The organism is Bradyrhizobium sp. Tv2a-2, from assembly GCF_000472425.1.
Taxonomy (GTDB): Bacteria; Pseudomonadota; Alphaproteobacteria; order Rhizobiales; family Xanthobacteraceae; genus Bradyrhizobium.
In genome coordinates, this window is record NZ_AXAI01000030.1 from 25,203 (window position 1) to 51,332 (window position 26,130).

At 57.8% G+C, this 26,130-nt stretch carries 19 protein-coding genes and 1 pseudogene; 10 read left to right on the forward strand and 10 right to left on the reverse strand.

What is annotated here, in order from left to right; genetic code table 11:
• Nucleotides 1-166 precede the first annotated feature (166 nt).
• The 4 genes from A3AI_RS0136545 (at nt 167) to A3AI_RS0136560 (ending at nt 3,363) form a co-directional block, all read left to right on the forward strand.
• On the forward strand, nt 167-484 hold the full coding sequence (locus A3AI_RS0136545; protein WP_024520264.1) for a hypothetical protein: 318 nt from the start codon (nt 167-169) through the stop codon (nt 482-484).
• Between the two features lie 150 nt (nt 485-634).
• The gene (locus tag A3AI_RS0136550; protein WP_024520265.1) at nt 635-1,309 is read left to right on the forward strand and encodes a peroxiredoxin-like family protein; all 675 of its coding nucleotides are present in this window, start codon (nt 635-637) and stop codon (nt 1,307-1,309) included.
• Between the two features lie 80 nt (nt 1,310-1,389).
• Nucleotides 1,390-2,493, forward strand: a complete 1,104-nt coding sequence (locus A3AI_RS0136555; RefSeq protein ID WP_024520266.1) for an alkene reductase — start codon at nt 1,390-1,392, stop codon at nt 2,491-2,493.
• 471 nt (nt 2,494-2,964) lie between these two features.
• Nucleotides 2,965-3,363 carry a winged helix-turn-helix transcriptional regulator gene (locus tag A3AI_RS0136560; RefSeq protein WP_024520267.1) on the forward strand — a complete coding sequence of 133 codons (399 nt, stop codon included), beginning with the start codon at nt 2,965-2,967 and terminating at the stop codon, nt 3,361-3,363.
• Nucleotides 3,364-4,367: 1,004 nt separating this feature from the next.
• On the opposite strand, the pseudogene A3AI_RS50390 reads toward A3AI_RS0136560, so the two are convergent.
• Nucleotides 4,368-4,817: pseudogene (locus A3AI_RS50390) on the reverse strand (transposase); the annotation flags it as partial.
• Nucleotides 4,818-5,176: 359 nt separating this feature from the next.
• Here A3AI_RS50390 and A3AI_RS45590 point away from each other — a divergent pair.
• Nucleotides 5,177-6,274: an SAM-dependent methyltransferase gene (locus A3AI_RS45590; protein ID WP_024520270.1), complete on the forward strand. Its 1,098-nt coding sequence runs from the start codon at nt 5,177-5,179 to the stop codon at nt 6,272-6,274.
• Between the two features lie 208 nt (nt 6,275-6,482).
• Here A3AI_RS45590 and A3AI_RS0136580 read toward each other — a convergent pair whose 3' ends face one another.
• From A3AI_RS0136580 to A3AI_RS0136610, 5 genes are all read right to left on the reverse strand, one after another.
• Nucleotides 6,483-7,019: a TlpA disulfide reductase family protein gene (locus tag A3AI_RS0136580; protein ID WP_198030320.1), complete on the reverse strand. Its 537-nt coding sequence runs from the start codon at nt 7,017-7,019 to the stop codon at nt 6,483-6,485.
• A gap of 772 nt (nt 7,020-7,791) precedes the next feature.
• On the reverse strand, nt 7,792-9,966 hold the full coding sequence (locus A3AI_RS0136590) for a PQQ-dependent dehydrogenase, methanol/ethanol family (RefSeq protein ID WP_084801157.1): 2,175 nt from the start codon (nt 9,964-9,966) through the stop codon (nt 7,792-7,794).
• A gap of 862 nt (nt 9,967-10,828) precedes the next feature.
• A complete protein-coding gene (locus tag A3AI_RS0136595) occupies nt 10,829-11,584 on the reverse strand; it encodes a response regulator (RefSeq protein WP_036050974.1) in 756 nt (251 codons plus the stop codon).
• Nucleotides 11,585-11,846: 262 nt separating this feature from the next.
• Nucleotides 11,847-12,143 (reverse strand): hypothetical protein, encoded by a 297-nt coding sequence (locus A3AI_RS0136605; protein WP_156928110.1) that lies wholly within the window; start codon nt 12,141-12,143, stop codon nt 11,847-11,849.
• A gap of 490 nt (nt 12,144-12,633) precedes the next feature.
• On the reverse strand, nt 12,634-13,578 hold the full coding sequence (locus A3AI_RS0136610) for a YeeE/YedE thiosulfate transporter family protein (protein WP_024520275.1): 945 nt from the start codon (nt 13,576-13,578) through the stop codon (nt 12,634-12,636).
• 753 nt (nt 13,579-14,331) lie between these two features.
• On the opposite strand from A3AI_RS0136610, the gene A3AI_RS0136620 reads away from it, so the two are divergent.
• The 5 genes from A3AI_RS0136620 to A3AI_RS0136640 all read left to right on the forward strand — a co-directional run bounded on the left by A3AI_RS0136620 (nt 14,332) and on the right by A3AI_RS0136640 (nt 20,518).
• Nucleotides 14,332-15,135, forward strand: coding sequence for an alpha/beta fold hydrolase family protein (locus A3AI_RS0136620; protein ID WP_036050976.1), 804 nt, complete (start codon nt 14,332-14,334; stop codon nt 15,133-15,135).
• 466 nt (nt 15,136-15,601) lie between these two features.
• Nucleotides 15,602-16,351 carry a winged helix-turn-helix domain-containing protein gene (locus A3AI_RS0136625; protein WP_024520277.1) on the forward strand — a complete coding sequence of 250 codons (750 nt, stop codon included), beginning with the start codon at nt 15,602-15,604 and terminating at the stop codon, nt 16,349-16,351.
• Between the two features lie 680 nt (nt 16,352-17,031).
• On the forward strand, nt 17,032-18,462 hold the full coding sequence (locus tag A3AI_RS0136630; RefSeq protein ID WP_245287035.1) for an FAD-dependent oxidoreductase: 1,431 nt from the start codon (nt 17,032-17,034) through the stop codon (nt 18,460-18,462).
• A gap of 43 nt (nt 18,463-18,505) precedes the next feature.
• Complete coding sequence (locus tag A3AI_RS0136635; protein WP_024520279.1) at nt 18,506-19,705, forward strand: DUF3734 domain-containing protein; 1,200 nt, start codon at nt 18,506-18,508, stop codon at nt 19,703-19,705.
• A 21-nt stretch (nt 19,706-19,726) separates the two neighbouring features.
• Nucleotides 19,727-20,518, forward strand: coding sequence for an acetoacetate decarboxylase (locus A3AI_RS0136640; RefSeq protein ID WP_024520280.1), 792 nt, complete (start codon nt 19,727-19,729; stop codon nt 20,516-20,518).
• Between the two features lie 103 nt (nt 20,519-20,621).
• Here the strand turns inward: A3AI_RS0136640 and A3AI_RS0136645 are convergent, their stop codons facing one another.
• From A3AI_RS0136645 to A3AI_RS0136660, 4 genes are all read right to left on the reverse strand, one after another.
• A complete protein-coding gene (locus tag A3AI_RS0136645) occupies nt 20,622-23,465 on the reverse strand; it encodes an ATP-binding protein (protein ID WP_024520281.1) in 2,844 nt (947 codons plus the stop codon).
• A 556-nt stretch (nt 23,466-24,021) separates the two neighbouring features.
• On the reverse strand, nt 24,022-24,750 hold the full coding sequence (locus tag A3AI_RS0136650) for an amino acid ABC transporter ATP-binding protein (RefSeq protein WP_024520282.1): 729 nt from the start codon (nt 24,748-24,750) through the stop codon (nt 24,022-24,024).
• Nucleotides 24,747-25,403 (reverse strand): amino acid ABC transporter permease, encoded by a 657-nt coding sequence (locus tag A3AI_RS0136655; RefSeq protein WP_024520283.1) that lies wholly within the window; start codon nt 25,401-25,403, stop codon nt 24,747-24,749. The genes A3AI_RS0136650 and A3AI_RS0136655 overlap by 4 nt, the downstream gene beginning before the upstream one ends.
• Nucleotides 25,400-26,128 carry an amino acid ABC transporter permease gene (locus tag A3AI_RS0136660; protein ID WP_024520284.1) on the reverse strand — a complete coding sequence of 243 codons (729 nt, stop codon included), beginning with the start codon at nt 26,126-26,128 and terminating at the stop codon, nt 25,400-25,402. The genes A3AI_RS0136655 and A3AI_RS0136660 overlap by 4 nt, the downstream gene beginning before the upstream one ends.
• Between the last annotated feature and the right edge of the window lie 2 nt (nt 26,129-26,130).

Below are 26,130 nucleotides of genomic sequence, written 5' to 3' on the forward strand. Positions count from 1 at the left end.
CGAGCCGGTCGACTGCGATTGGGGGTCATGAGCGCATCTCGCTGCACTCGCGAGACGAATGAGCATGTATTCGATCTCAAACGGCATTCAGCATCTCAGGCGAATGAGTACGGTGACAAGCAACGGAGTTGCTCATCCCGAGCCTCCTCCTTGAAGGAGAGTCGCCATGTCCCGTATCTCGATCCTGAAGCGCGGAATCAACACGGCCAGGGCAGGTGTTGTCCTCATCGGAATGCTCTCGCCGGCGCACGCTGCCTATCAACATGATGCCGTCAGCGTCTTTCCCCACCTGTCAAACAGCGCTCCCGCATATCGTTCGCCCGCAGTACTGACCGCACAGCTGCCCTGGCTTGCCCCGGTCGGCCATCACCAACCGCACCAGGCCGACGTTCCCGAGCCCGCGGCCGTGTCGGCCTGGGAGCGCCAGCAACAGCAGGCTGACAAGGAACTCGATCGTAAGCTGATCATCTGCAGGGGGTGCTGACCCGCTGCGTAGCGATCATTCCGGGGCGGAATAAGCTCTAGTCCAGCGTGCCCGCTACCCCCCATCGCGGTCTCCTTTAGCTTCCTATGCGTGAGTTAACCAAACGGGCGGCCCCGCCGTCCTCCACGCAGACGCTAGAGGAGAACCGTCATGTCGCTTCAAGCCAAACTCGATGCTTTCAAGGCCGATTTCGAAGCCGGAAGGCCGCCCTATAGTGTTCCTCGCTCGGTGATCGAGACAATGCACCGCGCCACCGCAGAACTGATCGCGTCAGGGGCTGCCCGGCAGGCCAAGAAGGCGGGCGATCTCGCGCCGTCCTTCTCGCTGAAAGATCCGGAAGGTAACGTGATCAACTCAGCCGACCTCCTGAGGCGTGGTCCGCTGGTGCTCAGCTTCTACCGTGGCGTCTGGTGCCCCTACTGCAACATGGAGCTGCGGTCGCTCGAGGCCACCAAGCCGGAGTTCGACCGGTACGGCGCTTCCCTGGTCGCGATCTCGCCGCAGACAGCCCCGAACAGCCGCAAGTCGGTACGCCAGAACAAGCTCTCGTTCCCGATCCTGTCGGATGTGAAGGGTAAGGTCGGCGAGGCCTTCGGATTGCGCTTTAACCTGCCCAACTATCTGGTCGAACTCTACTCGCAGCTGAAGAACGACCTCCCGACGTTCAACGACGATCCGAGCTGGAGTCTGCCGATGCCGGCCCGCTACGTGATCGGACAGGACGGTGTGATCCTCTATTCCGAAGTGAACCCTGACTACACCCGCCGACCGGAGCCAGAAGACATGATCCCGGTCCTTCAGCGGGCAACTGCTGTCAAGGTGTGACGGCGCGTGAGGTGGCCCAGGAGTGCGTAGCACCATCGGCCGCTCTCCCCTCCAACCGAACGCTCGAAAGGAACCTACCCATGTCTAAGCTGTTCACACCGACCCAAGTCGGCCCCTATCGATTGTCCCATCGCATCGTGATGGCACCATTGACGCGAATGCGCTCCGATCCCGGCGATATCCCGAGCGACCTGATGGTCGATTACTACACCCAGCGCGCATCGATGGGGGGCCTGATCATCTCCGAAGCAACGCCAGTCTCGACCCGCGGCAACGGTTATGCCGGTGCGCCTGGTATCTACTCGGACGCTCAGATCCCAGGATGGCAGCGCGTCACCGAGGCGGTCCATGCCAAGGGCGGCCGCATCTTCCAGCAATTGTGGCACGTAGGACGGCAGTCGCATGTCGACCTGCAGCCGAACGGCGAAGCGCCGGTCGCGCCCTCTGCGATTGCGGCCGAGGGCTACGCTTACACCAAACGGGGTGAAGCGCCCTTCTCAATGCCGCGCGCTCTCGAACTGCATGAGATCCCTGGCATCATCGAAGAGTTTCGCTCCGGCGCCCAGCGGGCGCTGCAGGCGGGCTTCGATGGCGTCGAAATCCATGGCGCGAACGGCTATCTGCCCGACCAGTTCCTGCAGGACGGGACGAACAAGAGGACCGACGAATACGGCGGCCCCATCGAAAACCGCGCCCGCTTCCTGCTGGAAGTGACACAGGCCGCCGTCTCCGTCTGGGGAGCCGATCGCGTCGGCGTGCGAATCGCACCAAGCGGCACCTACGGATCCATGTCGGACAGCGACCCGGCGGCGACGTTCGGCTACGTGACCGCGCAGCTCGACCGCCTGGGTATCGCATACCTTCACGTTGTCGAGCCACGCATCAAAGGCACCGAAGAGACCTCGCATGGCCGGCCGCCGCTCGCAGCACTGCATTTGCGGTCGAAGTTCTCCCGGACCTTGATTGCGGCCGGCGGATTCGCCCCAGCTTCAGCGGAAGCCATCGTTGCATTTGGCGACGCCGACCTGGTCGCTTTTGGCCGCCATTTCATCTCCAATCCGGATCTGCCCGAGCGGCTGCGGCGCGGCTTGCCGCTCAACCGCTACGACCGCTCGACCTTCTACGGAGGCGGCGCACGCGGCTACACCGACTATCCGGCAGCCGATGCCGTCGCGGTGACTTGACGATATTTCGCCTCACCTCTATCCAGGCCGGTGAGGGTGCATCGCCTCCCTTCTCCGGCCGAATTTCGTTGGCTCTGCCTGCGTCATGTATCGGTCACAAGATTGCTGGCCGACCGTCCCAGCCTCTGTGGAATTGCCGCGCGAGCGTAGCGCGCTGCAGGCAGGATTCGTCGGACCGGAGGCCCGGAGCGTCACAGAGGGTTCCCATCTATGCCATTGGGCATTGGAACAGGTTCCAATGTTGTCGGCGACGTCAGCGCGCTGCTCGTACGTCAGGCCCTTAGAATGGATCGATGCCGGTCGATGCCGGCGGCGGCTCGCAGGGTTATTGCAAGGGGTTTCCCTTGCCGGCTCGCCCCGCTTATTCAGCGCTCACCATCCCACGTCGATCTTTTCGCCGGGCACATTGCGCGCTATTCTAACCCCAGAAAATTACGCACAAATCTGTGCTCTGATATCACGGAGTGAACTATGAAAAAGCTCCACGGCAAGACGTATGATTGTGCGGCCGGGTGTCCGGTTGAGGCGACGCTTGATCTGATCGACGGCAAGTGGAAGGCAGTGATCCTCTATCATCTTCTCGATGATACGATCCGCTTTAACGAACTCAGGCGGCGCCTCTCCCGCCGAATCACTCAACGCATGCTCGCGCGGCAGCTCCGTGAACTCGAGGCAAGCAACCTGATCCATCGCGAGATATATGCGGAGGTCCCGCCACGTGTAGAATATTCCTTGACGAAGCTCGGTCGCTCTCTTGAACCCGTTGTCCGCATGCTTTGGACCTGGGGCAATCAATATCTCGAGGTACGAGCGTCACATGCAGGTTCCCTTGGCAGAACCGCCTCCCTCGCTCAGTTGGTCGAGCACTAAAGTAGCCCGAGACAATTTTAGAGAACGCTCACGTTGCAGAATAATGGCGTGCGCGAGCACCGAACAGCAAAGCTGCCGCGAGACACATAAACACTAAGATTTCATAGTGACACCTCCGACCGCGAAGCGCGTGTCATGATTCGCAAATGAGCCGCTTGCGGGCTCGCGTCCATGAACGTCTTCTTCGCCAAAGCTGCGCAAGGGACCATTGACCCAAGCATGCAATGGTTGCGGCCGCCGTCTTGGTCGAGGTGAGCCATCAGCGCCATAGCCAACTCCAAGGCAATCATCCGTCTAACACCGACCCATTCGGCCTCCGGTCCACCATGGATGCTTGAAACGCGTAGTCATCGCAGGCCGAATGGACAACTTCATCAGCCGTATCCGCGACGGCAGACGCTGATAGGGGCTTGTGGCTGCATCTGCTGATCGAATTTGTGGCCAAATGCGACCGCCAAACGTCGCCGCGAGTGATCGCTACCGTTTCACCAGACTGGCTATTGGCCCAACTTGGGCTGTTGATTTACTCGCCGTGCCACACGCTTTGGAGCGGGTTTCGAACCAGTCGTTACCATTCCGGCGTACGATTCCGTCGAAGAGCGATATCCACCGGACGTACCGATTCCAGTCCCCGGGTTACTTCTTGGATGTGAGAACGCATACATGCCAGGCTCTTGGAGGGCCAACCAGCCGTCTGCGCCGTTGACCTGTGCGTGTGCTTGGCCTGCGAGGGCAGCCACTGCAATTCCCATCGCTACAATGCGCATAATAGTTTTCATTGCGATACTCCGTCTCGGGGCTCGGAATGAGCTACTCCGATGGAGTTAGGTACAACTCGGATGGGCAACTGCTAATGTTCCGGCATATCAAACACATGCTCGGTCATCTCAGGGGAGCCTCTATCCAAGGCAATATCCGAGCATCAACGTCGTCGCATCGGCCTCATCCTTCCAACACCAATTGACGGAATGGCGAAACTCATGAGCTAGCGGCGTGAACTCATTAGCGCCCGGCCAGCCAAGGCCGGATGGATGCTGGACGAAAGCAAGGTAGTTCATTGCAAACTTGTCGTAGCGAGTCGCGCCCCGGCGGCATTGCTTGATGCGGCTGAATTCGACCCGGTTGCGGGCACGGTAGAGATAGGGGCTGAACGGATCGCATCATTGCGATTGCCTTTTGGCGGGATGTTCGCCCATGCACCATTCCTCATCGCAAGCTCTCTGATCCAATCGGTCGTAGCCTCGGTCGGCAAGCGTTGACCCGGATCTCAGACAAGACAGCAGCTTGCCTGCAGGCCGGTTGTCATGCGCCTCACCCGGGGCTCAGTGCCAGCCGTACGGGCAGACCATTGCCATCCACAAGTGCATGAGTGTTGCTGGTCCCCCATGAACCTCCCCATCGATTGCCTGTGATTTCCGATGGTGCACGTCCCCATGCTGATGCACGCGAACAATGCAGATGACCCGATCCGCGGACTACATCAGGGCCAGCGGTCGTGGCACCGCGCAAACAGGCCGGACACATGACTTGCACCCGACCGCCGGCCGCTACGTCAGATTCTTCTTGCAATGCGGGCGTCGTCCACACATGACTCATAGCGGTCCTCGAGCTGGCGCAAGCCCGCCGGCTCCCTGGACGCCAGAAATCCTTGTCTTCTAGCCGCCATCGGGCTCCGCTATCCGCTTCTCCGTAGGGCTCCACAAGAGGCACATAAAATCGTACGATCGTAACACATAGTGCTGTCGGGACGCGGCCCCTAATCGGGGTGAGAATGCCGCCGCGTTCAGAACGTCTCAGCGTTCAGGGAGCGAGCTTGGACATTATCCTGATGTTTCAGTTGGTAGCGGCGATCATCATTGCCTTGATCGTAGCATACGGCTTTCTTCATTACATACTTTTTCTCCTGGTGACTCAACCGAAGGACGCAAGCAAGATCGGCCATCAGCTGAATCAATTCGAACAGCGCCAACTGGTCGATTGGACTCCGCAGGCGAACGACTTTCTCAAGCACGACGATGAGAAACGTACATATGATGACGTGTTCGGCGCGTATCGCGACGAGCAAGCGAACTACAGCACGTGTGTGTTCCCCAGAGCGCCGTTTTCGTGGCCTTACGAAGCCGAATACCTTCTTCTGAAGCTGAAGGACGGGATGCGACTGTTGGATCTGGGGTGCGGATCCGGCGCGGCGGCTGAATACCTCGCCAATCGGCGCAACATCGAAATTGTTTGCGTTACCAATTCAACCGTGCAAGCGGACATCTGCCGGAGGAAATTTGCGAAACTTGGGGGGCGTGGACAAGTGATCGTCACAGACTTCGACAGCCTCGACCTCCCGAGTGAAAGTTTTGATGCTATCTATTCGCTCGAGTCGATAGGCTACACCAAAGACTTGGATGCTTGGCTCGCGCGATGCTGGCGAATGCTCAAGCCGGGAGGTCGCCTGTTAATCCGCTCACCGGGGTCGCTTGATCATTGTCGCCGTGAAGAGGACTATCTGAGCGTCACCGCCTTCTTCGAAAACTGGCGCTACAATTTTGTCGGCGCCAATCTTCTCGTCTACAAGATGCGCCAACTCGGCTTCTACCCTATTCGTTATCGACGCCTACCATTCTGGGCCTGGGGCGTCACCTGGAACTTCATTCAACACCTGCTGTTGTGGAAGTACCGGCTGAAGATGCGCACATTCGTCGAACTGGAATGGATCATTTGGCGCACTTCGAAGGTGTTTGTGTTCGGCAACCCGTATAACACAGTGCTGGCCACCAAGCCCGAGGCAACACGGTTCAATGACCCGGCGACCCCTCAACTGCCACCTGCTTATGCTGAGGATGCTCGTGTTCTCGCCGGACTCGACGACAGCACAAATGACTTGGCATCCCCACCCTTGGACACTGGCCACCCACGCTGATGAATTCGGATGCAATTGCTGCAGCGCATAAGTCCGGAAGTGGTTCTTCGCGGCATATTGCGCCGCCGCATGAGCTTGGTCGCTGACGGGGCAAAGCTAACGTAGCCCTGAAAGCGCGATGAGATTTTGTTGAATCGTCATCGCGCTTTGGGTGTTCGATTGAGCATGATCTTTTCGGAAAACCGCTGCACGCTTTTCGGATCATGCTCTAGCTGGAGGAATAATATTCGAGAAGCCGCTGCGCATCATCCGCCAGCCAGTCGGCCGCACCAGCGATATAACCCTGAACTCGACCCGCCGCATCAATTAGGTAGGTAATCGGGAAACCGTAAGTCGTGAGCTGTGCCGGATGTTCTGTCGAGCTATTTGCGAGCCGTCCTTGGGGATCGAGAAGGATCGCCAAGTGATGAATTGAAAGATTATTCAGATAAGCCCTCACCTTCCCGCGGTCGTTTGTATCCATCGATACCGCCGTAACTTCGACTCGGTCGCCCATCACGACATGAAGTCGCTCAAGCATCGGTAGGTCGATTCGGCATGCCTCGCACCAAGTGGCCCACAGGTTGATCAGCATGACCTTGCCGGGAATGGCTGCCAATGATGTCGCCTTGCCACTCAAATCGCTCAGAACGACCGGCGACAGCTCCGAAGATGGACGGATCAGCGTGAATTGATATCGCATGGTCTGGAATGGCGGTGGATCATCCCGGGATTCAGTCCGGCCTTGTCGTCCGAGGAACGGCATAGTTCCGATCCCACTCAGCGCGGCAAGCATACTCCTTCGAGACAACGACAGCGAATTCACTGCGCCCGAGTTGTTCACGTGCTGAGATCCTTTCCAAGTCTTGAAGCCAGTGGCCGCGATCAGTACTTGAGCGGACGAGATCGAAAGAGCCGCCAGCAGCCTTAATTGCTATTGGGTGTACGGGATGATGCATCTCGGGTTTGCCGCAGTTCCAACCGCGGGTATGGCACGCATCATCCGTAGCAGAAGTCAAAGAAAGACATCGAGATACTCCTAAGGTCGAGAACGATCTCCAAGTGAATGTACGACCTCGTTACGTGACTTTGAATGTTCGTGAATTCCACAACCATGCTTAAGCATCTCAACAGAAATCGATATAAAGTCACTGACCCAGATCCGAGAGATGAAGCCCATTGGAGTCGAGGCCGTCGGTTCCAAGTCGCAAGGAGCGCCTGCGACGTGGCTGCAGTCAATGTCCGCAAGATTTTGCTAGTCGCCTCGCCGCGATGGCCGTCTCGGCCCTCGAGAGCAGCCCATTACTCTCAATTGTCGTGAGACGAGCGATCGTTTTGAATGATGGGACCAGACGAAAGTCCTCGGCATCGGCCCCGCCCTGCGTTTCGCGTAATATCCAACATCGGCCTCGTCTTCGACAATTCCCAGTTGGCCGCGCCTGCGAGCATAAAGACCATGAATTAGCAGAAATCCGAACCGGTGCGCGGCCCACTGTATGCGGGCCGCGCGTACTTCCGAGCAGTATGTTCAAGGACAGCTACTTGTTCTGCCTCGCAGCGTCCGCGGCACCTTGAATGAAGGCTTGGATCTCCGCAACGTCTTCGTCATTCAGCTTTCCAGTGAAGTCAGGCATTCCTTGGTTGCGGAACGGTCCGGCAAAGACGATGTTCTTCAAATTGGCGATCTCTTCGGCCGGGGCATAACCCAGGTTTGTAATGTTACCACCGCGGCCAGCACCTGGCACGCCGTGGCATGTCGCACATGCCGAAAAGTAGAGCGCCACACCCTTATCGATGTCCTTTGCCTCGTACTTCACGCCCCGCACCAAGCCTTGATCTTGATACTTAACGAACTCCGGCATCTTCGCCTTACCATTGAGCGCGAACGTATAGACCCTGCCAGTATTCCGGAATTCAGCCGCGCGCACCCACATGCCGAGGGAGCCGCCCCAGCCGACTGCAACTGACACGTACTGCACCTTGTCGATCATGTAGGTCGCGGCAGCGGCAACGACACCCGTGCCTGTCGGCATCTCCCACAATGTCTGCCCCGTGGTCGCATCATAAGCCACGAACCGGCCGTCAGCGGTGCCCTGAAACACCAGATTGCCCGCCGTCGTCAGGGTGCCGCCATTCCACGGCGACGCGTAATCGACCCGCCAGGCTTCCTTCTGCTTCACCGGATCCCAGGCGAGCAGCCGGCCGAAAGTAGGAGCCTTCGAGCCGTTCAGGACGAAGCCAACATTCCAGCCGGTGACGCTGCCGTACTTGCCGGGCGTTGCAGCATTCTGCTGGAAGCTCTTTTCCGGCGTGAGATTCAACGGTGCGCTCTGCGCCGGCAGGTAGACGAGGCCGGTCTGCGGGTTGAACGACATCGGGTGCCAGTTGTGCCCGCCATAAGGGCCCGGTACCGCGTCGTAAGCCTCGTCGCCGCGGGCCGCCGGCACCTCGATTGGCCGACCATTGGCGTCGTAGCCGGTCGCCCAGTTCACATCGACGAAGTTCTTTGCCGAAATGAACTTGCCGTTGGTGCGGTCGATGACGAAGAAGAAGCCGTTCTTCGGCGCATGCAGGATCACCTTGCGCAGCGCGCCATCGATGGTGATGTCGGCCAGGATCATCGGCTGGGTCGAGGTGTAGTCCCAGTGATCGCCAGGCGTTTCCTGATAGTGCCAGATATATTTGCCAGTATCGGCGTTCAGCGCGACCAACGAGGCGAGATAAAGATTATCGCCGCCGGACGGGCTGCGGATCTTGCGATTCCACGGCGCACCGTTGCCGGTGCCGATATAGACCATGTTCAGTTCGGGATCGTAGGTGATCGTATCCCACGGCGTGCCGCCGCCGCCATTGAGCCAGTATTTGCCGGCGGGATCCCACGTCTTGGCCGCGGCTTCCATCGAGGAATCTTCAAACGGCTTTGAGGGATCGCCGGGCACGGTGAACCAGCGCCAGACCTGGTTGCCGGTCTCGGTATCGTAGGCAGTGACATAGCCGCGCGCACCATATTCGGCGCCGCCCTGGCCGATCACGACCTTGCCGTTGAAGGCGCGGGGCGCACCGGTGATGGTGTAGGAGTGATCGTGGTCGATCAGCGTGTCCTTCTCCCACACTTTCTGGCCGGTCGCGGCATCAAGCGCGATCAGCCGGCCGTCATAGGCGCCGACAAAGACCTTGCCCTTGTAGATCGCGACGCCGCGATTGACGACGTCGCAGCAGCCCTTATAGCCCTTTGAGCGATCGACCTGCGGATCGAAGGTCCAGAGCTTCTTGCCGGTGCGCGCATCGATCGCATACACGATGCTCCAGGGCCCGCTCTGGTACATGATGCCGTCGACAACGACCGGTGTTGCTTCGACACCGCGCGACGATTCGAGATCGTAGCTCCAGACCAGTCCGAGATTCTTTACATTCGCCTTGTTGATCTGATCGAGCTTGCTGAACCTCGTTTCAGCGTAGTCGAGACCGATGGTCGGCCAGTCGTTTGATGTTGCCGTGTTTTTCTTGATGAACTGACTGTCCACGGTCGAGGTCGCTGCCCTGATGCCATCGGCCGTCAAGATAGTGGCACCGTTTGTCGATGCACCGAGCGAGAGAAGAGACCCAAATATGCCCAGAACGGCGATCCCTAACCTGCCACCCGATCGTGGGCGAAGATGGGCTGGGAGACCTCGGACGCGGGACGTGGTTACAAATCGCAACAGATGGTTCATATGTCTCTCCAATGTCCTCTCTTGCAGCTCTGCTGCAACGTTAAGGGATGAGGGTTGCGTGCTCTCAACGGTATAACCGCTGGCACAGCCGATGCTTGCTCTAACTTCGGTCGGGGGTTCAGGTTGAATTCGGGATTGGATTGGACCAAAGCAGCTTGGCCCCAATGATGCGGATAGGCCAACTGACGGAGTAACGACCTCTATCAACAGATCGAGGAAAAGCAGAGGCGCTCTGTGTCTCTTCCCGAGCGCGATCCTCGATCGCGAACTGTTAGATAGAGCCCGTCCGATCCGGTGATAATCCCGAGATTACGACTTGGCCAACGCGAGTACGGGCGTGTCGATGCGCGTCAACCATCGAGACGTCGGCAAGCTCCCCGCCCATGAGAGTCCCCATTGAAACGATCTCTTCGGATTGAATACAGCAGGTTCATCAGATGATCCCGTACTCTGGTGGTGTGAATTGTATGCCTCATAACCGGCGGCGGCATCGCCGTGGTGTTCGTGGAACGAGCCACGACAACTTCTAGCAACGCAATATTTCAATTCGATCACACAACGCGACGAGGATTGATTGCATTGGTAACTGTTAAGCAGGCAAAGGCCTCTCGGTTGCTTTTGCGGCGACGACACCGGCCGCCGTCCGCTGGCGCCTAAAGCCGCACCGACAAGCCTCCCGCGCAACCGCATCGTTCGTGTCTTGAACGTGGGCTCGCCTCATTCCCTTTACCGACATCTGGTCCGTCATCAAAGCATTCACGGGCGGACACTTGGCACGATCGTTCGCATTGAACCTAATGGCATGAGCGTCCCGCGATCACACCGGGAGAACGACGAAATTTGTCGGCGGAAGTCGATGATTTCATCCGATATTCTCAACGGCTAGCATGAACATGTAGCCGACACCACGAATAGTGCGGATAATCTCCGGCACCTCGGGCGTAGGCCTTAATTTCTGTCGTAGGCGCAAGATCTGCACATCGATCGTGCGGTCGTTCAGATCCTCATGGAGGCGGGTCGCCCGGAGCAGATGTTCGCGGGACAACTCGATCATGGGCTCGTCGAGAAAGGCGGTCAAAAGTGCATATTCGGTCTTGGTCAGCGGCACGCAAGATCCGTCAGGGACGCCCAAGCGCCGGGCTCGACGATCGAGTTGCCAGCCGCCAAACAGGCAACGCCGGGACTTTGATTGGCTACGCGAGCCAGAATCTGCGTACAGACGGTCGCGTCGCCGAAGAACTGCCCGAATGCGTGCCGCCAGCTCCAGCAACCCAAACGGCTTGGCAATGCAGTCATCAGCACCCAGTTCCAATGCCGCGACACGCAGGCTCTCGCCAACATGCGAAGGCGCGGTAGCGATCAAGGGCAAATGGAAGCAAGACCTGATCTCGGATACCAATGAAAGGCCATTGCTCCGATCCATGGAAAGATCAAGCGTCACGAGGTCGTAAACGTCGTTGTTGAGATGATGCCTGATTTCGGAGGGCTTATCGACGGACATCGCCCTCATCCCTTGCGTCTTGAGATATTCGATCACTGTCCGGCGGTCATGTGGATCCTGATCGACGACAAGGACGTGAAGCGAATGATTATCACGGTCTGTTGAGCGCCTCGACATTGCTGCATACCCTTAAAGCCGAAAAACCTCGACAGTTTGCGGCTGATACAGCGATCAACCCATTCGGTAGAATCGAAGCTCGCCTAAGCGGCAGTGTCTACGTTGGACCTCAACATTCCGACGAGCACGACCTGGCTCATGGAGCGCGCCTTCACTTGTCAGAGGAGGTATGCGGACCATGTCATGTCAAGAGCGATAAGTCCGTTCTCCGGACCGAAAGTGGAGGCCGTTCACTGTGCCGGAAAATGTCGCTGGCTTCGCGTCACCGAACCATGGCGTCGCCGCTTCGTCCGGTCGTACCAACGACGATATCGGCTTTCGATTTTCTGTCGTTGCTGATGCCGCTGGATGCCGGCCGGCCCCCTTCCCTGGCCGCATAGGTCCGACCGCTGCCAGTCAGACCGAAGCCTGAGTGCAGTTCAGTGGTTTTTCCAAGATATCGGCGCACGGATGAAAGAATGCGAACGCGGTCAGGATCGCGAAACGCCTCCAGCATGTACGCTGACCTTTCTGCCAATCCGGGCACAACGGCAGCGCAAGAAGCCGAAAGAAGAGACATTGGAAACTCCGTCATATTGACGCTCAACCGTATTGAGGTGGGACGATGTGTCAAATGCTCTGTAAAGCCGAATTAATGCTCATTCGTCTCATAGTACGCCGCTCGGATTGACGGCAGACGCGGAGTTTCCGCTGCTCACTACACTGGCGAGTGTGATCGGGGTTACGAACCAAGACGACGTCTTTCAGAAAAATCGTCACAAACTAGATAAAGGTCCGCCATTTGCCTGAGTTCGACGTGCGAGAATTTCCTCGCGACTCGTCACGCGTCGGCTTCCTAACAGGCAATCTCGATTCATCGTCATTGGACGATCCATTCTGCCGGTACCGATCTGTTCGAGCGAGTGAGACGAGATATGGTACTTGCGATCGGACCCCTATGGCGGATCCCGAGGAGGATCGGTGATCCGAATAGGCGGTTTCACAACGCGTCAAAGTGACCTCGTTGCGTGCAATTGGTGCCGGCGGACAGACGGTCGGCGATCGCCATATTAGGGCGTTTGCGTGAGTAGTTCTTTGCGGAGAGCACTCAGACGAAGGGCGCTGTAGATCGTAATGCAAATGGATAAGAAGGCCAGCCAGGCGTATGGGCGAAGCAAGGGCAAGCCGACCAGAGCCAATCCGGTGTTGCCGCCAGGAATCAGCAGCGCCCCGGCACCCATGAGTGCACCCCCTGCGAGGCAGCGAAGGAAACTCGCTAGGTCGGGCGTGACGATTTTGAAACGACCGGCCGTGATACCGCCTAGTATAGCGCCCAAAAGAAGCGCAAAGGCTAGTATGGCCTTCAGGCCCTCGCCGGATGTAATGCCACGCGCTAAGTCGGTCAGGGCGTCCGAATAGGTCCAGTCTTGCTGGGAGGCCAACGCTATCACGAACGTGACGCCGATGATGGTCGTTGCGACATGTGGTAACGAGAGGTACTTGCGCAAAGTACTCCCCGTCCGCCGCATGTTCCGGAAATGCATGTAGAGCCGCGCGACGATCAGTGGAACGATCAGGATGGCAATCCCCGTTGCGGCCGCGATCAGCGGAGATCGACTGTCCAATGGCACTCGTGCTGGAATACACGCACTCGCAAGACCACCTAGATAGAACCCAAGCGGCGTGGCCAAATAGCGCAGCTCTCCTGAACCTATGCGCGCGACAGTGCCAAAAATGCAAGCGCCGTTCACCAAAGCTCCGATGCCGAACAACACGCCCCCTGCCACTGCCCCGATGCCGACAGAGTAGGCTGGGGGAACGACGTGTAGAAGGTGTGCCTCACTCAACAAAACAAAGCTCATGGCGGCCCAGAGCGATGCTTCAAACAGCGCAATCAGCCGCTTGAAACGCCCTTTAACAACAACTTCTTCCAAAGCAGCCACGGTACATGTGCTTCCGCGCTGGTTCGCGAAGCCGGTGACGCCGGCCGCGATTGCGGCGATCAGAATGTGCATATATCCACGATCCTCTCGAATCCCGGCGTACGGCTCATCCTGCTTATAGTTATGGTCGTCACCGACGGATTTCGGTCAGAAACGGTTCCAGACGTTGACCCACCGCTTGGCTCCAAATCGACGTTGCGTTGCATCCGAACCCGAATCCAGAACGGTCTTGGGCAGAAATGGACGAGCAAGCGCACGCCTAGGTTATCCCACTGGCCACGACGGTAAGTGCTGAGATCATTGAGAGGAAGGCAATTGCCGAGCCGATCAGAGGCAAGAGCATGTGGATCGGCGCACACGGGCCAGAGCGATCAAACTGCTTCATTTTCGTGACCTGCTTCTTTGAATGACGGATGAGCGCCATCATGTGGGTGCGGGCCAAAACAGAGAATGCTGCAGGCACTCGCCTTTATGCTTTGGAGGCTCAAATGTGAGGTTACGAATGTGAGGTTTCGGAACTGTCTCGACTCTCGATGAAGCGGAGATCACACTGGGGCTCTCTGATTTGGTCTTCCGAGAACAACGTTGTATCCGAACTCGATATGCCAGCTCCTCGCGACCCAAGTTTTTGCGCCATTTGACAGCAAAACTGGCCGAGTTGCCAAGACCGCGCGACTATCCGGGGTGATACGTGTGCCTTTAGGGAACAACCGCGTCAGGAATTTGACCAGAGGCATGGGTGAACGGTTCTGCGGGATAAGGATGCCGCCGGCTTCTCGATTGCCGGGACCTACGAGCAAGCGCTAGGCAGACGAGTTGCAACATATGATGAGAGATCCTTCATTCGCGCCAATCGAAGACCTGCCACACGGCGGCGGATTTTTGAAAGTGTCTGCCCGTCAGGCTCAGGACCCCTCACTGCCGACGATTATCATGCTGGGCGGACTGCTTGCCGATCAGTTGGAAGCTGGTTCGCGATCCGGGGTAGTCGCCGATCTGTGCGTAGAGACGGGGCTTGGCTGCGTCCGATTCAACTATTCGGCCCATGGAACGACGCCGGCGACCGCGTCAAGCGGACTTTTCAAGGACGTGAGCGTCACGCGATTGCTTCACGATGCCATCGCGGTATGTTTGGCGAAAAGCAGGCGGGACGTAGCACTCGTCGGATCGTCTCTGGGCGCCGGACTTATGCCCTATCTTGCGAGCGCCTTGGCGGAGCATGGGCGCGACACGGTTGGTGTATTTGGCATTTCATCCGTTCTACCTGTGGCGCTTCAAGCATTTGTTACAGCTCAGGTCAACGCGGAGGACGCCGCAGACTTCGAACGGGGCGCATCGGTTACGATCACGAGCCCAACGCTGCCTACATCCATCCGGATAAGAAAAGCGCAAATAGCCGACTTGGAAGAGTTGCCTCCGCCGGCGCCGCCGAAGCTGTCGCCGGGCCGCGCGAGATTCATACGCGGTGAGGACGATCCACTCTCGTCGGAAATCCACAATCAGGCACTTGCTTCTGCCTTTGGTCTTGACTTGAGCTCGGTACATGTCGTGCAAAAAGGTCACGACATTGACAAGCGCGTGATGGCCGATCACCTTCGTCCTTGGTTACGGCGGATGGCAGCGAAGTAAAGCGTGGGCTCTGTTCAGAGTCGCGGGGAGCAATGTTGCTGGCCTGCGCATAACATCAGTGCAGAGGCCAATTGCTCGAGATGGACGTCTGAGGCGTGTAGCGAATACCTGCTGCAATCGCTTCGTCTGCTTCGAGGCGAATGGAAAGGGGTTTAATCGCGAGATCGTCATCTTCTCGGCATCGGCATTGACGGTTGCGTTTCAAGCGTAACTCGAAAGCTATCGACGCCTCCTCGTCGCCAACTCACACTGGTATCACGACTTGGACAAGTGACTGATTCTAAAGCGCCCGCCGCGAACACTCATATGCACCGAAAGTACGCAACAATGTTCCATCCCACAGCCCGGTCCGGACACCTCCTCCCGAATGTCGAGATGAGGTTCACTTGTGAGGCTGCGAACCCAAGCGCTACAATCTGACCGACATCTCACGTCAAACTTCGCAATGCCTGCAGCCAGTCGACCAATGCAGAACTATCACGCTCCTCGGCTTCGGGTCCTCATCGTCGATCAAGATCCACAGGATCGACGGAGAGCAACAGAGTATCTCAAGATGCAACGGATCGGGGTGGTGATGTCCACGGACAAGCCTTCCGATATCATACCTTATCTTACCGAATTCGATTGTGACCTCGTGACCCTTGATCTGTCTACCAATCCGAACGCAACCCTTACATTGCTGTCCAATATCCGGTCCCGGTTCAACTCTCCTCTTCTCGCGACCGTGCCATCGTATTCCGGCGAGGCGCTACGCGTGGCAACGTTGGAGCTCGGTGCTGATGATTGCATCGCCAAGCCGTTCGGGCTGGGAGAGTTTCTGGCTCGTATTCGTGCCCTTCTTAGACGACGCGTCCGTCAGCATGAGCGCGATCCCTCACCGGGCTTGCCGGAACCGCGGCATTGCCGGTTCGGTGACTGGCAACTCGATCCATCTACCCGCCAGCTGGCTGTCGTGTCGGGCGATTCGTGTGTGCGGCTGAGCAAGGGTGAGCACACGCTTTTGGCTGCTTTTCTCCACGCACCGCTAGTGGTGTTGAGCCGCGAACATCTCCTCCACGCCGCCAACGTCGATGAAGATTCATCAGACCGCTCGATCGATACACGGATCATGCGTCTGCGGCGAAAATTGAGGCCTACGCCCGAGATGCCCGAGATCATCCGCACGGTTCACGGCTTCGGCTACATGTTCATGCTGGATGTTGAGGACATCGTATGAAATCACGAACATCTGCGGTTTCTTAACCTGTCCGCGTTGGCGGTGCTTCGAATGCGATAGGTCGGCACAAAGTCGGTACTGGCCTCCCTCTTATCTACGCCCATGGATGCGCGCTGTCCGCAACATGGGTCATTAGCCTATTCTCGCGCAAACCCCGCTTATTCCCTATTATTCAGCTCTGCGGCGCGACGATCCAGCGTCAACGCGCTCGCTGCAGGTGTCGTAGGACGACGCCGGCTAGCGACACTTTTGTGCAGGTACGATCGCCACTCAGTGGCAGCACGTTTCGAGCAGCAACTACATAGCTCGGAACTTTTTCCGACTCGACGGCAAGCTGGAGAACTCAGTTAGCCGGGTATGATTCTATTTGTTCCAATCGAGACGGAGAATGCCGCTAGCGCTCGCTTTCATGCTTTGGGAGCTCAAGTGCGAGCTTGCGAAATCGTCGCGAATGACGATGCGTCTCACGAGGCTATTCGTTTGGTCGTCCGCATTTAGTTGCTGTGCGAGGCATCACCTGGGGCCTCTCGGGACCAACGTTTAACATCGACTTACAAGATTAAACTCGTCCAGCTGCGAGGAGTGCGCGACTATCCGCAGGTAGAAGGAGTGCCCTGGGGGCACAACCGCGCTTCGGACTTTGGGAGAGGAGAAACGGCGCATCAGCTTCCTTGATCCTGATGACCTTTGAAACAACTTCGAGAGGACTATCTATGTCTCAGACGGAACAATTCGACGTTGTCGTTCTCGGCAGTGGCCAGGGCGGAAAGCTGCTTGCGTGGCATCTTGGTCGTTTTGGTAAGAAGGTCGCCGTGGTGGAACGTCGTTGGATTGGCGGGTCATGTCCGGCGGTTGCCTGCCTTCCCTCGAAGAACGAGCTGTGGAGTGCGCGGATCGCTCATCTTGTTCGCAACGCAGCCCAGTTTGGTACACAAACTGATACCGTCAAAACGAACATGGGCAGGGTGCACGGCCGCAAGGAGGACATGATTGATCGCGAGATCGCATTCCACTTGAACGCCTACAAGCAAAGCGGCGTCGAACTTCTCATGGGTACCGGCCGCTTCGTGGGCCCGAAGGCGATCCAAGTCGCGCTGAATGACGGTGGCACTCGCCTGCTGGAAGGTGACAGCATTGTTATCAATGTTGGCTCCCGCGCGGCCGTCCCGGATATCCCCGGCCTCAAAGCAGCCCGTCCACTCACTCACATCGAAGCGCTCGAGCTCGACTATTTGCCGTCGCACCTGATCGTGCTTGGAGGCGGCTATGTCGGTGTCGAGATGGCGCAGGCGTACCGCCGGTTTGGCAGCCAAGTTACGGTTATCGAGCCGGGCCCCCAGCTCATGGGACGGGAGGATGCAGACGTTTCCGAGGAGATTCGTGGGATTCTGAGCCGCGAAGCGGTGGGAGTGCTGCTGAACGCCAAGCCGGTTAGCGTCGACGGACTTTCTGGCGATGCGGTTGCAGTGACCGTGCGCACGCCAAGCGGCGATCGGAAGATCGAAGGCAGCGAATTGCTTGTAGCAACGGGCCGTGTTGCTAACACGGCGGCTATCGGACTCGACGAGCCTGGAGTCGAACTCGATGCTCGGGGTTTCATTCGCGTTAACGAACGTCTGGAAACGACAGCTCCCGGTGTCTGGGCGATCGGGGAGTGCTGCGGTAGTCCGCAGTTCACGCATGCCTCGGTCGATGACTTCAGGATCGTCAGGGACAACATGGCGGGAGGCGCCCGCAGGACCGATGATCGGCTCATCCCTTATGTGATGTTCACTGATCCACCGCTTGCCCATGTTGGCCTGTCTGAGCGCGAAGCCGAGCGGCTGGATATGCCTGTACGCATCGCCAAGCTGCCGATGAGCAATGTGCTGCGCACGGCGGCAACCGATGAGACTGCCGGCTTCATGAAGGTGCTCGTCAGCGCAGAGGACGATCGCATTCTCGGCTTTTCAATGATTGGCTCGGAGGCTGGCGAGGTCATGGCTGTAATTCAGACCGCCATGATCGCTGGAATGCCTTACCCAAAGCTGCGTGACGCGGTTATTGCTCACCTGACCGTCTCCGAAGGATTCGGTCCGCTGTTTGCCAATGTGCCAGCGCGGTCCATGTGAACGTCCGACGACCTTATCTACCATCGCTGCTCCGGAGACGATAATGCACGGAACCAAAGAATCGGCGAATGTACAGATCGAACATCGTGCCAAGTCGCGTCGACTTTCGAAGCGTCCACCTTTCGAGTGCATTGCTCTGCTTTTGCAAGGTGGCGGGGCACTCGGCTCCTATCAGGCCGGCGTTTATGAAGCGCTCGCCGAGGCCGACCTGCATCCTGATTGGCTTGCCGGGATTTCGATCGGTGCGTTCAACTCTGCGATCATTGCCGGAAATGCTCCCGGCGAGCGGGTCGACAAGCTCCGTGCCTTCTGGCGGGAGATCACCGCCAATCCGCTGCTCAGCTGGGCCGCGACAATGGGAATCCCCTGGACGAGAGGCGATTTCGCGCGCGGACTCTTCAACCAGATGAGCGCGGCCATCGCTCTGTGCCAGGGCGCGGCCAACTTTTTCGCCCCGCGCCATCCGCCGCCCTGGCTGCATGCGGACGGTACCCCCGAGGCGACGAGCCTTTACGACACGAAACTGCTCAAGAGCACGCTTGAGCGTCTCGTGGATTTCGACCGGATCAACTCCGGTGAGACGCGGCTGAGCGTCGGTGCGGTTAATGCTCGTACCGGCAATTTCGTCTATTTCGACAATACGACGCACACCATCGGTCCCGACCACGTGGTCGCGAGCGGCTCGCTTCCGCCCGGCTTTCCAGCGGCTCGAATCGAAGGTGAATATTACTGGGACGGCGGCCTCATCTCGAATACGCCGCTGCAATGGGTCACCGACTACGGACCCCGCCAAGATACACTCGCTTTCCAGGTCGATCTCTGGAGCGCCCGCGGCGACCTGCCCCGCAACCTGGCAGAGGTCGCCACACGTCAAAAGGAGATTCAGTATTCGAGCCGAACCCGGGCAAACACGGACCAGTTCAAACGAATGCAGCAGATTCGCTGGGCGCTCGCAGGTCTATTAAGCAAGCTTCCGGAAGAGTTGCGCGATGAAGACGAAGTCACGATCCTGAAGGACGCCGCCTGTCATAAGGCATACAACATCGTTCATCTGATCTATCGGGCGAAGAACTACGAGGGGCACTCAAAAGACTACGAGTTTTCTCGCCTCTCAATGGAGGACCATTGGTGCGCCGGTTATCACGATGCGGTACGCACGCTCCGGCATCCGGAGGTGCTGGCTCGCCCAAGCAATCGTGACGGCGTTTTCACCTTCGATCTCGCGCGCGACGGTCGGGAATAGCAAAGCTAGGGAGCATCGAGAATGCGGGAAAAGGAACTGCTTGAGCGGGCCTTCGCAATGCCGGTGACGAGCCCGGCTTATCCGCCAGGTCCATATCGCTTCATCAATCGTGAATATCTGATAATCACCTATCGTACCGATCCGGCTAAGCTGCGAGCGGTGGTACCGGAGCCCCTCGAATTTAATGAGCGTCAACCGCTCGTTAAATTCGAGGTCATCCGCATGCCCGATTCGAATGGATTCGGCGACTATACCGAAACCGGCCAGGTGATTCCCGTCACCTTTCGTGGCCGCGAGGGTGGCTACAGCCATTGCATGTTCCTCAACGACGAGGGGCCAATCGCCGCAGGGCGCGAGCTCTGGGGTTTTCCGAAGAAATTGGCGAACCCGACGCTACGAACCGAGATCGACACACTCGTTGGTACTCTCGATTACGGACCGCTCCGGGTCGCGACAGGGACGATGGGATACAAGCACCGCGAGTTCGACCTGAAGCAGGCCAAGGCATCGCTCGAAGAGCCTAACTTCCTACTGAAGATTATCCCCCATGTAGACGGTAGCCCACGGATTTGCGAGCTCGTCGAATATCGCCTCGAGGACGTCATTTTGAAAGGGGCCTGGACCGGACCGGCTGCCCTATCACTGACGCCTCACGCTCTGGCGCCGCTCGCCGACCTACCTGTGCTGGAGGTCGTTTCGGCAATCCACCTTCGCGCTGATCTCACCCTCGGCTTTGGCAAAGTCGTGCACGACTATTTGCGACAACGGGCGGGAAAGTCGGTTCACAGTACGGAGACGAGCGATGTCCTCTGAGCAAGGCCGCCGTCCCACCGGTTGCCGCCCAGAGGAGAGAAGTCCGCATCGTCGCTGGCGGCGAGCTACCGGTAGGAAAATCCACCGGCTCGCCAAATCGCGATTACTCCAATTCGCTGAGAAGCCCTCGTGCGTTTTGCAGATCTGGCGTTTCAAAACCCTCCGTGAACTGGCCGTAGATAGCGGCGAGCTGCTTGCGTGCGCGGTCCCCTTCATCGGTATTGCGTTGCAATTGTGCAAGCGTGCCCGCTGACCTTAGTTCCCAAGCCAGTGCGGACTGCTCGCGCGCGATCGCCAGCGACCGATTGAGGCAGCCAATGGCTTCAATTCGCGCGGCTGGTGCTTCTGCAAGTATCTGGCCCTTGATCCGCAGAAGCTCCGGCAGGTCGAAGGTTGCACCACTTTGAGCCGCCTGCTTAAGAGCTCCGTTGATGGTAGCCATAGCTTCGTGGTTTTTCCCGAGATTGCGTAACCCCGTGGCCAGCACACCCGCAAAGCGCGTCGCCAGAATCGTGTGACGTTCGGAGTGCAATGTCTGCAGGGCAGTCCGTAGCAAGGAGAGTCCTTCCGTTTGGTCTCCACGGCGAGTAGTGAGCTCTCCTTTGAATGCAACTCCGACCGCATTGTAAGGTTCCAATGAGTACCGCTCGGCATAGATGCTGAGCTGTGTAACAAGGTCGTCCGCTCTGACTAGATCTCCGCACCATAGAAATATGGACGTCGTGTAGATCAGGGAGATGCAGACCGAAATCGGATTATCGCAGTCCGCGCTCTCATCAATGGCCTGGTTGGCAATTCGCTTCGACTGATCTGAGAATCCCCGCAGCCAGAGCGCGCGCGCGAGGGCAACAAGTGCGCGAATACGCTGATCGTATCCGAAACAGGTGATGCTGTGGCGTCCCAGTTCTGCGGCTCTGATTATTCCAGCCTCGCAATAGCGTTGCGCCGCCGCCTGATCACCCGACAGATGATAAGATACGCCGAGCGTCCAGTCCGCCACAAGGCGGCCGATCGGAGCCTCCGCGGCGTCTGCAAGCTCGGCTCCTTCTTTTGCGACGGAAAGCGCGCCGCTAAAATCTCCAACCCGGGTCAAAAACATGTTCAAGCCGAAGAGCAGCCGCAGCTGATTGTCTCGGTCTCCCAGTTCACGCGCCAAGGTCAACGCTCGTTCGATCGCGCCGCGAACCTGATCGCCGTTTCCCGTTGAAAACATGGATGATATCGCTCTCGCTTCCTGGAGAGCCATCTCGTGCCTTGTAGCGCGATGAGGCGCGCCCATCACGGCGAGAGCCTGCTCACACCACTTCTGACATTCACCCAGCAAAGAAAGTCCCACAAACAGCGGAGCGGCCGCCGCGGCAAGCTCAACGCCGATCTCTGGTTTGCCGTGATCTGAAAACGCCCATTCGAGCCCTGCGCGGATATCTCCGAGATAGCGGGTGTATCCGGAGAGGTCGTGGCCGCCACACGTCGACTGGACGACCGTGTCATTTCCCAGACATTGGGCAAAATAGATCGCATGGCGTGCGGCGATATCGCCGAATCCCGCGCGCTCCGAAAGCTTGCCAATGGCGTATGCGCGCGTGGTCCCCATAAGTCTGTAATACGTTGTCCCGTCTATAAGAGACGCTGACACCATAGATTTGGCCGCCAGGCTATCGATCGAACCGGCAAGATTTGCTCGGTCTGCCTCTGAGTCGACGGCAACGAAACGTGCCGCGTCAAGGGTGAAAACGCCAACAAAGATGGCCAGCTTACATAGAGTGCGCCTATCTTGCTCCGACAAGAGATTGAAACTCCAGTCCAGCAACGCGTTCAGAGTTTGATGTCGGGGCAGTGCCATTCGCCGGCCATGCCAAAGCAGATTGAAGCGATTGTCGAGTAAGTCTGCAGTCCCGCGAACACCATGAAAACCTACTCGGCTTGCAACAAGTTCGATTGCAAGCGGAATGCCATCAAGTCGGCGACATATCCCGGCAACCACAGGCGCATCGTCATCGTTGAGTTCGAAGCGATTGCCACTTGCTGCGGCGCGTTCCATGAAGAGCTGAACTGCAGGAAATGCCAGCGCATCTGCGGCAGTGATTCCTTCGTCTCGTGAAGGATGATCAAGCGCACGGAGAAGGTGCACGTGTTCGCCCTCGGCACGTAGCGCCTCTCGGCTGGTCGCAAGAATGTGGGTTTCCGAAGTATCGCCGATGACACCCTCGGCCAGCATGGCAGCCGCTTCGATCATGTGCTCACAGTTGTCGAGCACAATAAGCGTCTTCCTGTCGCGAAGAAAAGCGAGCAAGCTCGAGACAGGGTAGCTTGCCTGCACCGCCAAACCGAGGACAGACGCGATTGCTGTCGGCAGCAGATTGCCATCGTTGAGTCCGGTCAAATCCACAAAATAGACCTGCCCCTCGAAGTTGCTCTGTATGGAGTGGGCGACCGTGACTGCGGTGGTCGTCTTACCCATTCCGCCAGAACCAACGATCGTCACGAATCGCGACGTAATTAATTGGGCCAATAGCTCGCGGACCGTGTCATCGCGGCCGATCATTCTCGCCAGGCGAGTCGGCAGATTGCTGTGTTGTGCCGGAACGGTTGCGACAGCCGAGGTCGTCGACCAGCTCACGGGAGCAACAAAGCAGTAACCATGACCGGCAACGTTGGCGATGTAGCGAGTGTCGCCTAGTCCATCCTCAAGTGCCTTGCGCAGCCCAGCGATATGAACACGCAAGTTTGCGGTCTCAACAGTGGTGTTGGGCCAGACGCGGCTTATCAATTCATTTCGTGTGACGGTCTCACCAGCCCGTTCGACCAGCAGCATCAGGATGTCGAGGGCTCGGCTGCCTAGGTTACAACGATCGTTACCCTTCTTGAGCAACCGCCTTGTGACGAAAAGGCGGAAAGGGCCAAACGAAGCGACGTCCGATACTGATGAGCTCTGGCTTCCGTTCATTTGCGCAATTCCAAAATCAGTGATCAGCCACGCGGAAGGTTGAGATCGCGTACCGCAAGCTCCTACGACACGGGATACCGCAATACAGTGACGCACCCAGTTTTCTTGCCTGCACTGCATCGGCACGCGCGCCAACTATGTAGAATGCCGCTGCCTAGGTCAAAGTGGCAAAATTGATACCTAGTGACTCTTTAGACAAGTAAATGCCAAGGGCACTCGCGCGACATGCACGCGCATCAGCATCCATCTACGATCCAACGCGGTCTAGATATACGATGGTGTCGGGCTCCGAGACTGGTTGCAATCGAGGTGAACGTCCACGAGTCCAGGGGCGGACGAGCACCCGGCTTTCCTGCATCATCGAATACTTCATCGAGACAAATTCTGCCTATCTCACGGAAGACCGTCACCAATGCTCACTCGGTGGACTCCGTCAGTCAGACGCCCTAGCGGCTGTCAGGCCAACGCTGGTGCGCCGCGAATCGTCAGAATGAAGGTATCTATCGAACGGCTGTCGACCGATCACATGCTTGATGCTCCATTGCGCTGAGGATGATTAGCGCCTCACTATGCTGGAGAGAAACGCTCGAGCTCTGTCAGACTCTGGCCTGTCAAAAAACTCAGAGCAGGCTCTATCTTCGACGATCACTCCAGCGTCCATGAACAGAACACGGGTGCCCACACGTTGGGCGAATCCCATCTCATGGGTGACGACGACCATCGTCATACCTGATCGGGCCAAGTCGACCATCACATCCAGGACTTCGTTGATCATTTCAGGGTCGAGCGCAGACGTCGGCTCGTCGAACAGCATGACAAGCGGATCCATGGCCAACGACCTGGCAATTGCGACCCGCTGTTGTTGCCCTCCAGAAAGCTGGGAAGGGTATTTTGCGCCGTGCGCCGAGAGGCCGACCTGCTTTAACAACGTCTTGGCACGATCAATGCTCTCGTCACGGCTCCGCTTCAGAACTTTCTGAGGCGCAAGGGTGATGTTCTCGATGCAAGTCAGGTGAGGATAAAGTTCGAAGCTCTGAAACACCATCCCTACGCGAGATCTAAGCTTGTAGATCTTGGTCTTCGGCGATTTGATCGATTCCTGATCAACAACGATATCGCCCCTCTGGAAGCTCTCGAGGCCGTTGATGCATTTGATCAGCGTGCTCTTGCCCGAGCCCGACGGACCACACACCACGACGACTTCACCCCTTGCGATCGAAGCGCTACACTCGGTTAGAACTTGATGCGATCCGTACCATTTACAGACGCCGTCGATCTTTATCATCGGGCAACCCTTCGTTTCGAGAGATTGAGGCCTGCCTCGGCTGCGTAACAGAGAAGGAAATAGACCACCGCAACAAAGCAGTAGATCTCCACTGGCCGACCCTCGCGATTGGCCACGATGTTGGCAGATGTCAGAAAATCGGTAAGGCCGACTACAAAGGCAAGCGACGTATCCTGGAAGATGATGATCGATCGCGTGACAAGCACGGGATACATATTTCGTATTGCTTGCGGCATCACGACATATCGGAGCGCCTGAACGTGGGATAACCCCGTTGAGAGCGCGGCCGAAAGCTGACCGCGCCTTACGCCCTGAATGCCGGATCGAACTATCTCCGCGAAATAGGCCCCTTCGAAGAACACAAAGGCGATCAGGACCGAGTAGAAGGGGCCTACCGGATGTCCGGTCACGATTGGCACCAGAAAATAGAACCAGAACACCGCGAGAACGAGGGGGATCGAACGGAAGAGGTTGACGTACAGTTTTGCTGCTGCCGAAAGAGCCCACCACGGGCTCAGCCGGCATAACGCCAGAATAACGCCAACGATGATTCCTCCAGCTACTGCCAGCAAAGTCAGCAGGATGGTCAGCTGCATACCGGCCCAGAGCCAAGGAATGTTCTGGGTAATCACTGACAGATCGAACGAGCTCATTTGATCGCCACCTCCGTTCCCAGGCCGCCGGCGTTTGACAGCTGCCGGTTCACGGCCCCGGCGATGCCCAAACAGGCCCACGAGATCAGCGCATACAGGACGGTCGCGGCCGTAAACGCCTCGAAGCCCTGGAACGTGAAGCTTTCCACCTGATGCGACTGAGCGGTCAGTTCAAGCACACCGATCGTCAAAGCAACCGACGAGTTCTTGAAGATTGCCAGAAACTCGGAGGTCAAGGGCGGCATCGTCAATCGGAACGACATCGGCAACAGCACGTAGCGATAGGCCTGGTAGTAGGTCATTCCAGACGCCAGGGCCGCATTCCTCGGCCCATTTCCCGCCGCTTCCAATCCGGACCGTATGATCTCCGCTATTCGTGCCGAGGTGTAGAGGGCAAGACAGAGGCATCCCATCGTGAACTCCGGGATAGGCAATTGACGCTTTAGAAAGAAGCCAACGGCCTTCGGGACAACCTCTGGAAAGACGAAGAACCATAGAAACATCTGCACAATGAGGGGGACGTTGCGAAACGCCTGGACGTACCAGGCGCAAAGCAAACGGATGGCACGATATGGCCCCGTCCGAAGCGAGCCGACCAATGTGCCCAGCGGGAGCGCAATGGCCCACGCTAGACACGACAGTGCGACGGTGACGCCAAGCCCCTGCAGCAACCATGAAAGATACGGCTGCTCGAAAATTATACCCCAGTTCCATCGATAGCTCATGG

What these genes read in the sequence shown, in the direction of transcription:
- A3AI_RS0136595 (WP_036050974.1), bottom strand. Translation starts at nt 11,584, where the DNA reads ATGTCGAGGCGCTCAACAGACCGTGATAATCATTCGCTTCACGTCCTT.
- A3AI_RS0136590 (WP_084801157.1), bottom strand. Translation starts at nt 9,966, where the DNA reads ATGAACCATCTGTTGCGATTTGTAACCACGTCCCGCGTCCGAGGTCTC.
- A3AI_RS0136550 (WP_024520265.1), top strand. Translation starts at nt 635, where the DNA reads ATGTCGCTTCAAGCCAAACTCGATGCTTTCAAGGCCGATTTCGAAGCC.
- A3AI_RS0136555 (WP_024520266.1), top strand. Translation starts at nt 1,390, where the DNA reads ATGTCTAAGCTGTTCACACCGACCCAAGTCGGCCCCTATCGATTGTCC.
- A3AI_RS0136610 (WP_024520275.1), bottom strand. Translation starts at nt 13,578, where the DNA reads ATGCACATTCTGATCGCCGCAATCGCGGCCGGCGTCACCGGCTTCGCG.
- A3AI_RS0136545 (WP_024520264.1), top strand. Translation starts at nt 167, where the DNA reads ATGTCCCGTATCTCGATCCTGAAGCGCGGAATCAACACGGCCAGGGCA.
- A3AI_RS0136635 (WP_024520279.1), top strand. Translation starts at nt 18,506, where the DNA reads ATGCACGGAACCAAAGAATCGGCGAATGTACAGATCGAACATCGTGCC.
- A3AI_RS0136560 (WP_024520267.1), top strand. Translation starts at nt 2,965, where the DNA reads ATGAAAAAGCTCCACGGCAAGACGTATGATTGTGCGGCCGGGTGTCCG.
- A3AI_RS0136625 (WP_024520277.1), top strand. Translation starts at nt 15,602, where the DNA reads ATGCAGAACTATCACGCTCCTCGGCTTCGGGTCCTCATCGTCGATCAA.
- A3AI_RS0136650 (WP_024520282.1), bottom strand. Translation starts at nt 24,750, where the DNA reads ATGATAAAGATCGACGGCGTCTGTAAATGGTACGGATCGCATCAAGTT.
- A3AI_RS0136630 (WP_245287035.1), top strand. Translation starts at nt 17,032, where the DNA reads ATGACCTTTGAAACAACTTCGAGAGGACTATCTATGTCTCAGACGGAA.
- A3AI_RS0136660 (WP_024520284.1), bottom strand. Translation starts at nt 26,128, where the DNA reads ATGAGCTATCGATGGAACTGGGGTATAATTTTCGAGCAGCCGTATCTT.
- A3AI_RS0136580 (WP_198030320.1), bottom strand. Translation starts at nt 7,019, where the DNA reads ATGCCGTTCCTCGGACGACAAGGCCGGACTGAATCCCGGGATGATCCA.
- A3AI_RS0136655 (WP_024520283.1), bottom strand. Translation starts at nt 25,403, where the DNA reads ATGAGCTCGTTCGATCTGTCAGTGATTACCCAGAACATTCCTTGGCTC.
- A3AI_RS0136640 (WP_024520280.1), top strand. Translation starts at nt 19,727, where the DNA reads ATGCGGGAAAAGGAACTGCTTGAGCGGGCCTTCGCAATGCCGGTGACG.
- A3AI_RS0136645 (WP_024520281.1), bottom strand. Translation starts at nt 23,465, where the DNA reads ATGAACGGAAGCCAGAGCTCATCAGTATCGGACGTCGCTTCGTTTGGC.
- A3AI_RS0136620 (WP_036050976.1), top strand. Translation starts at nt 14,332, where the DNA reads ATGATGAGAGATCCTTCATTCGCGCCAATCGAAGACCTGCCACACGGC.
- A3AI_RS0136605 (WP_156928110.1), bottom strand. Translation starts at nt 12,143, where the DNA reads ATGTCTCTTCTTTCGGCTTCTTGCGCTGCCGTTGTGCCCGGATTGGCA.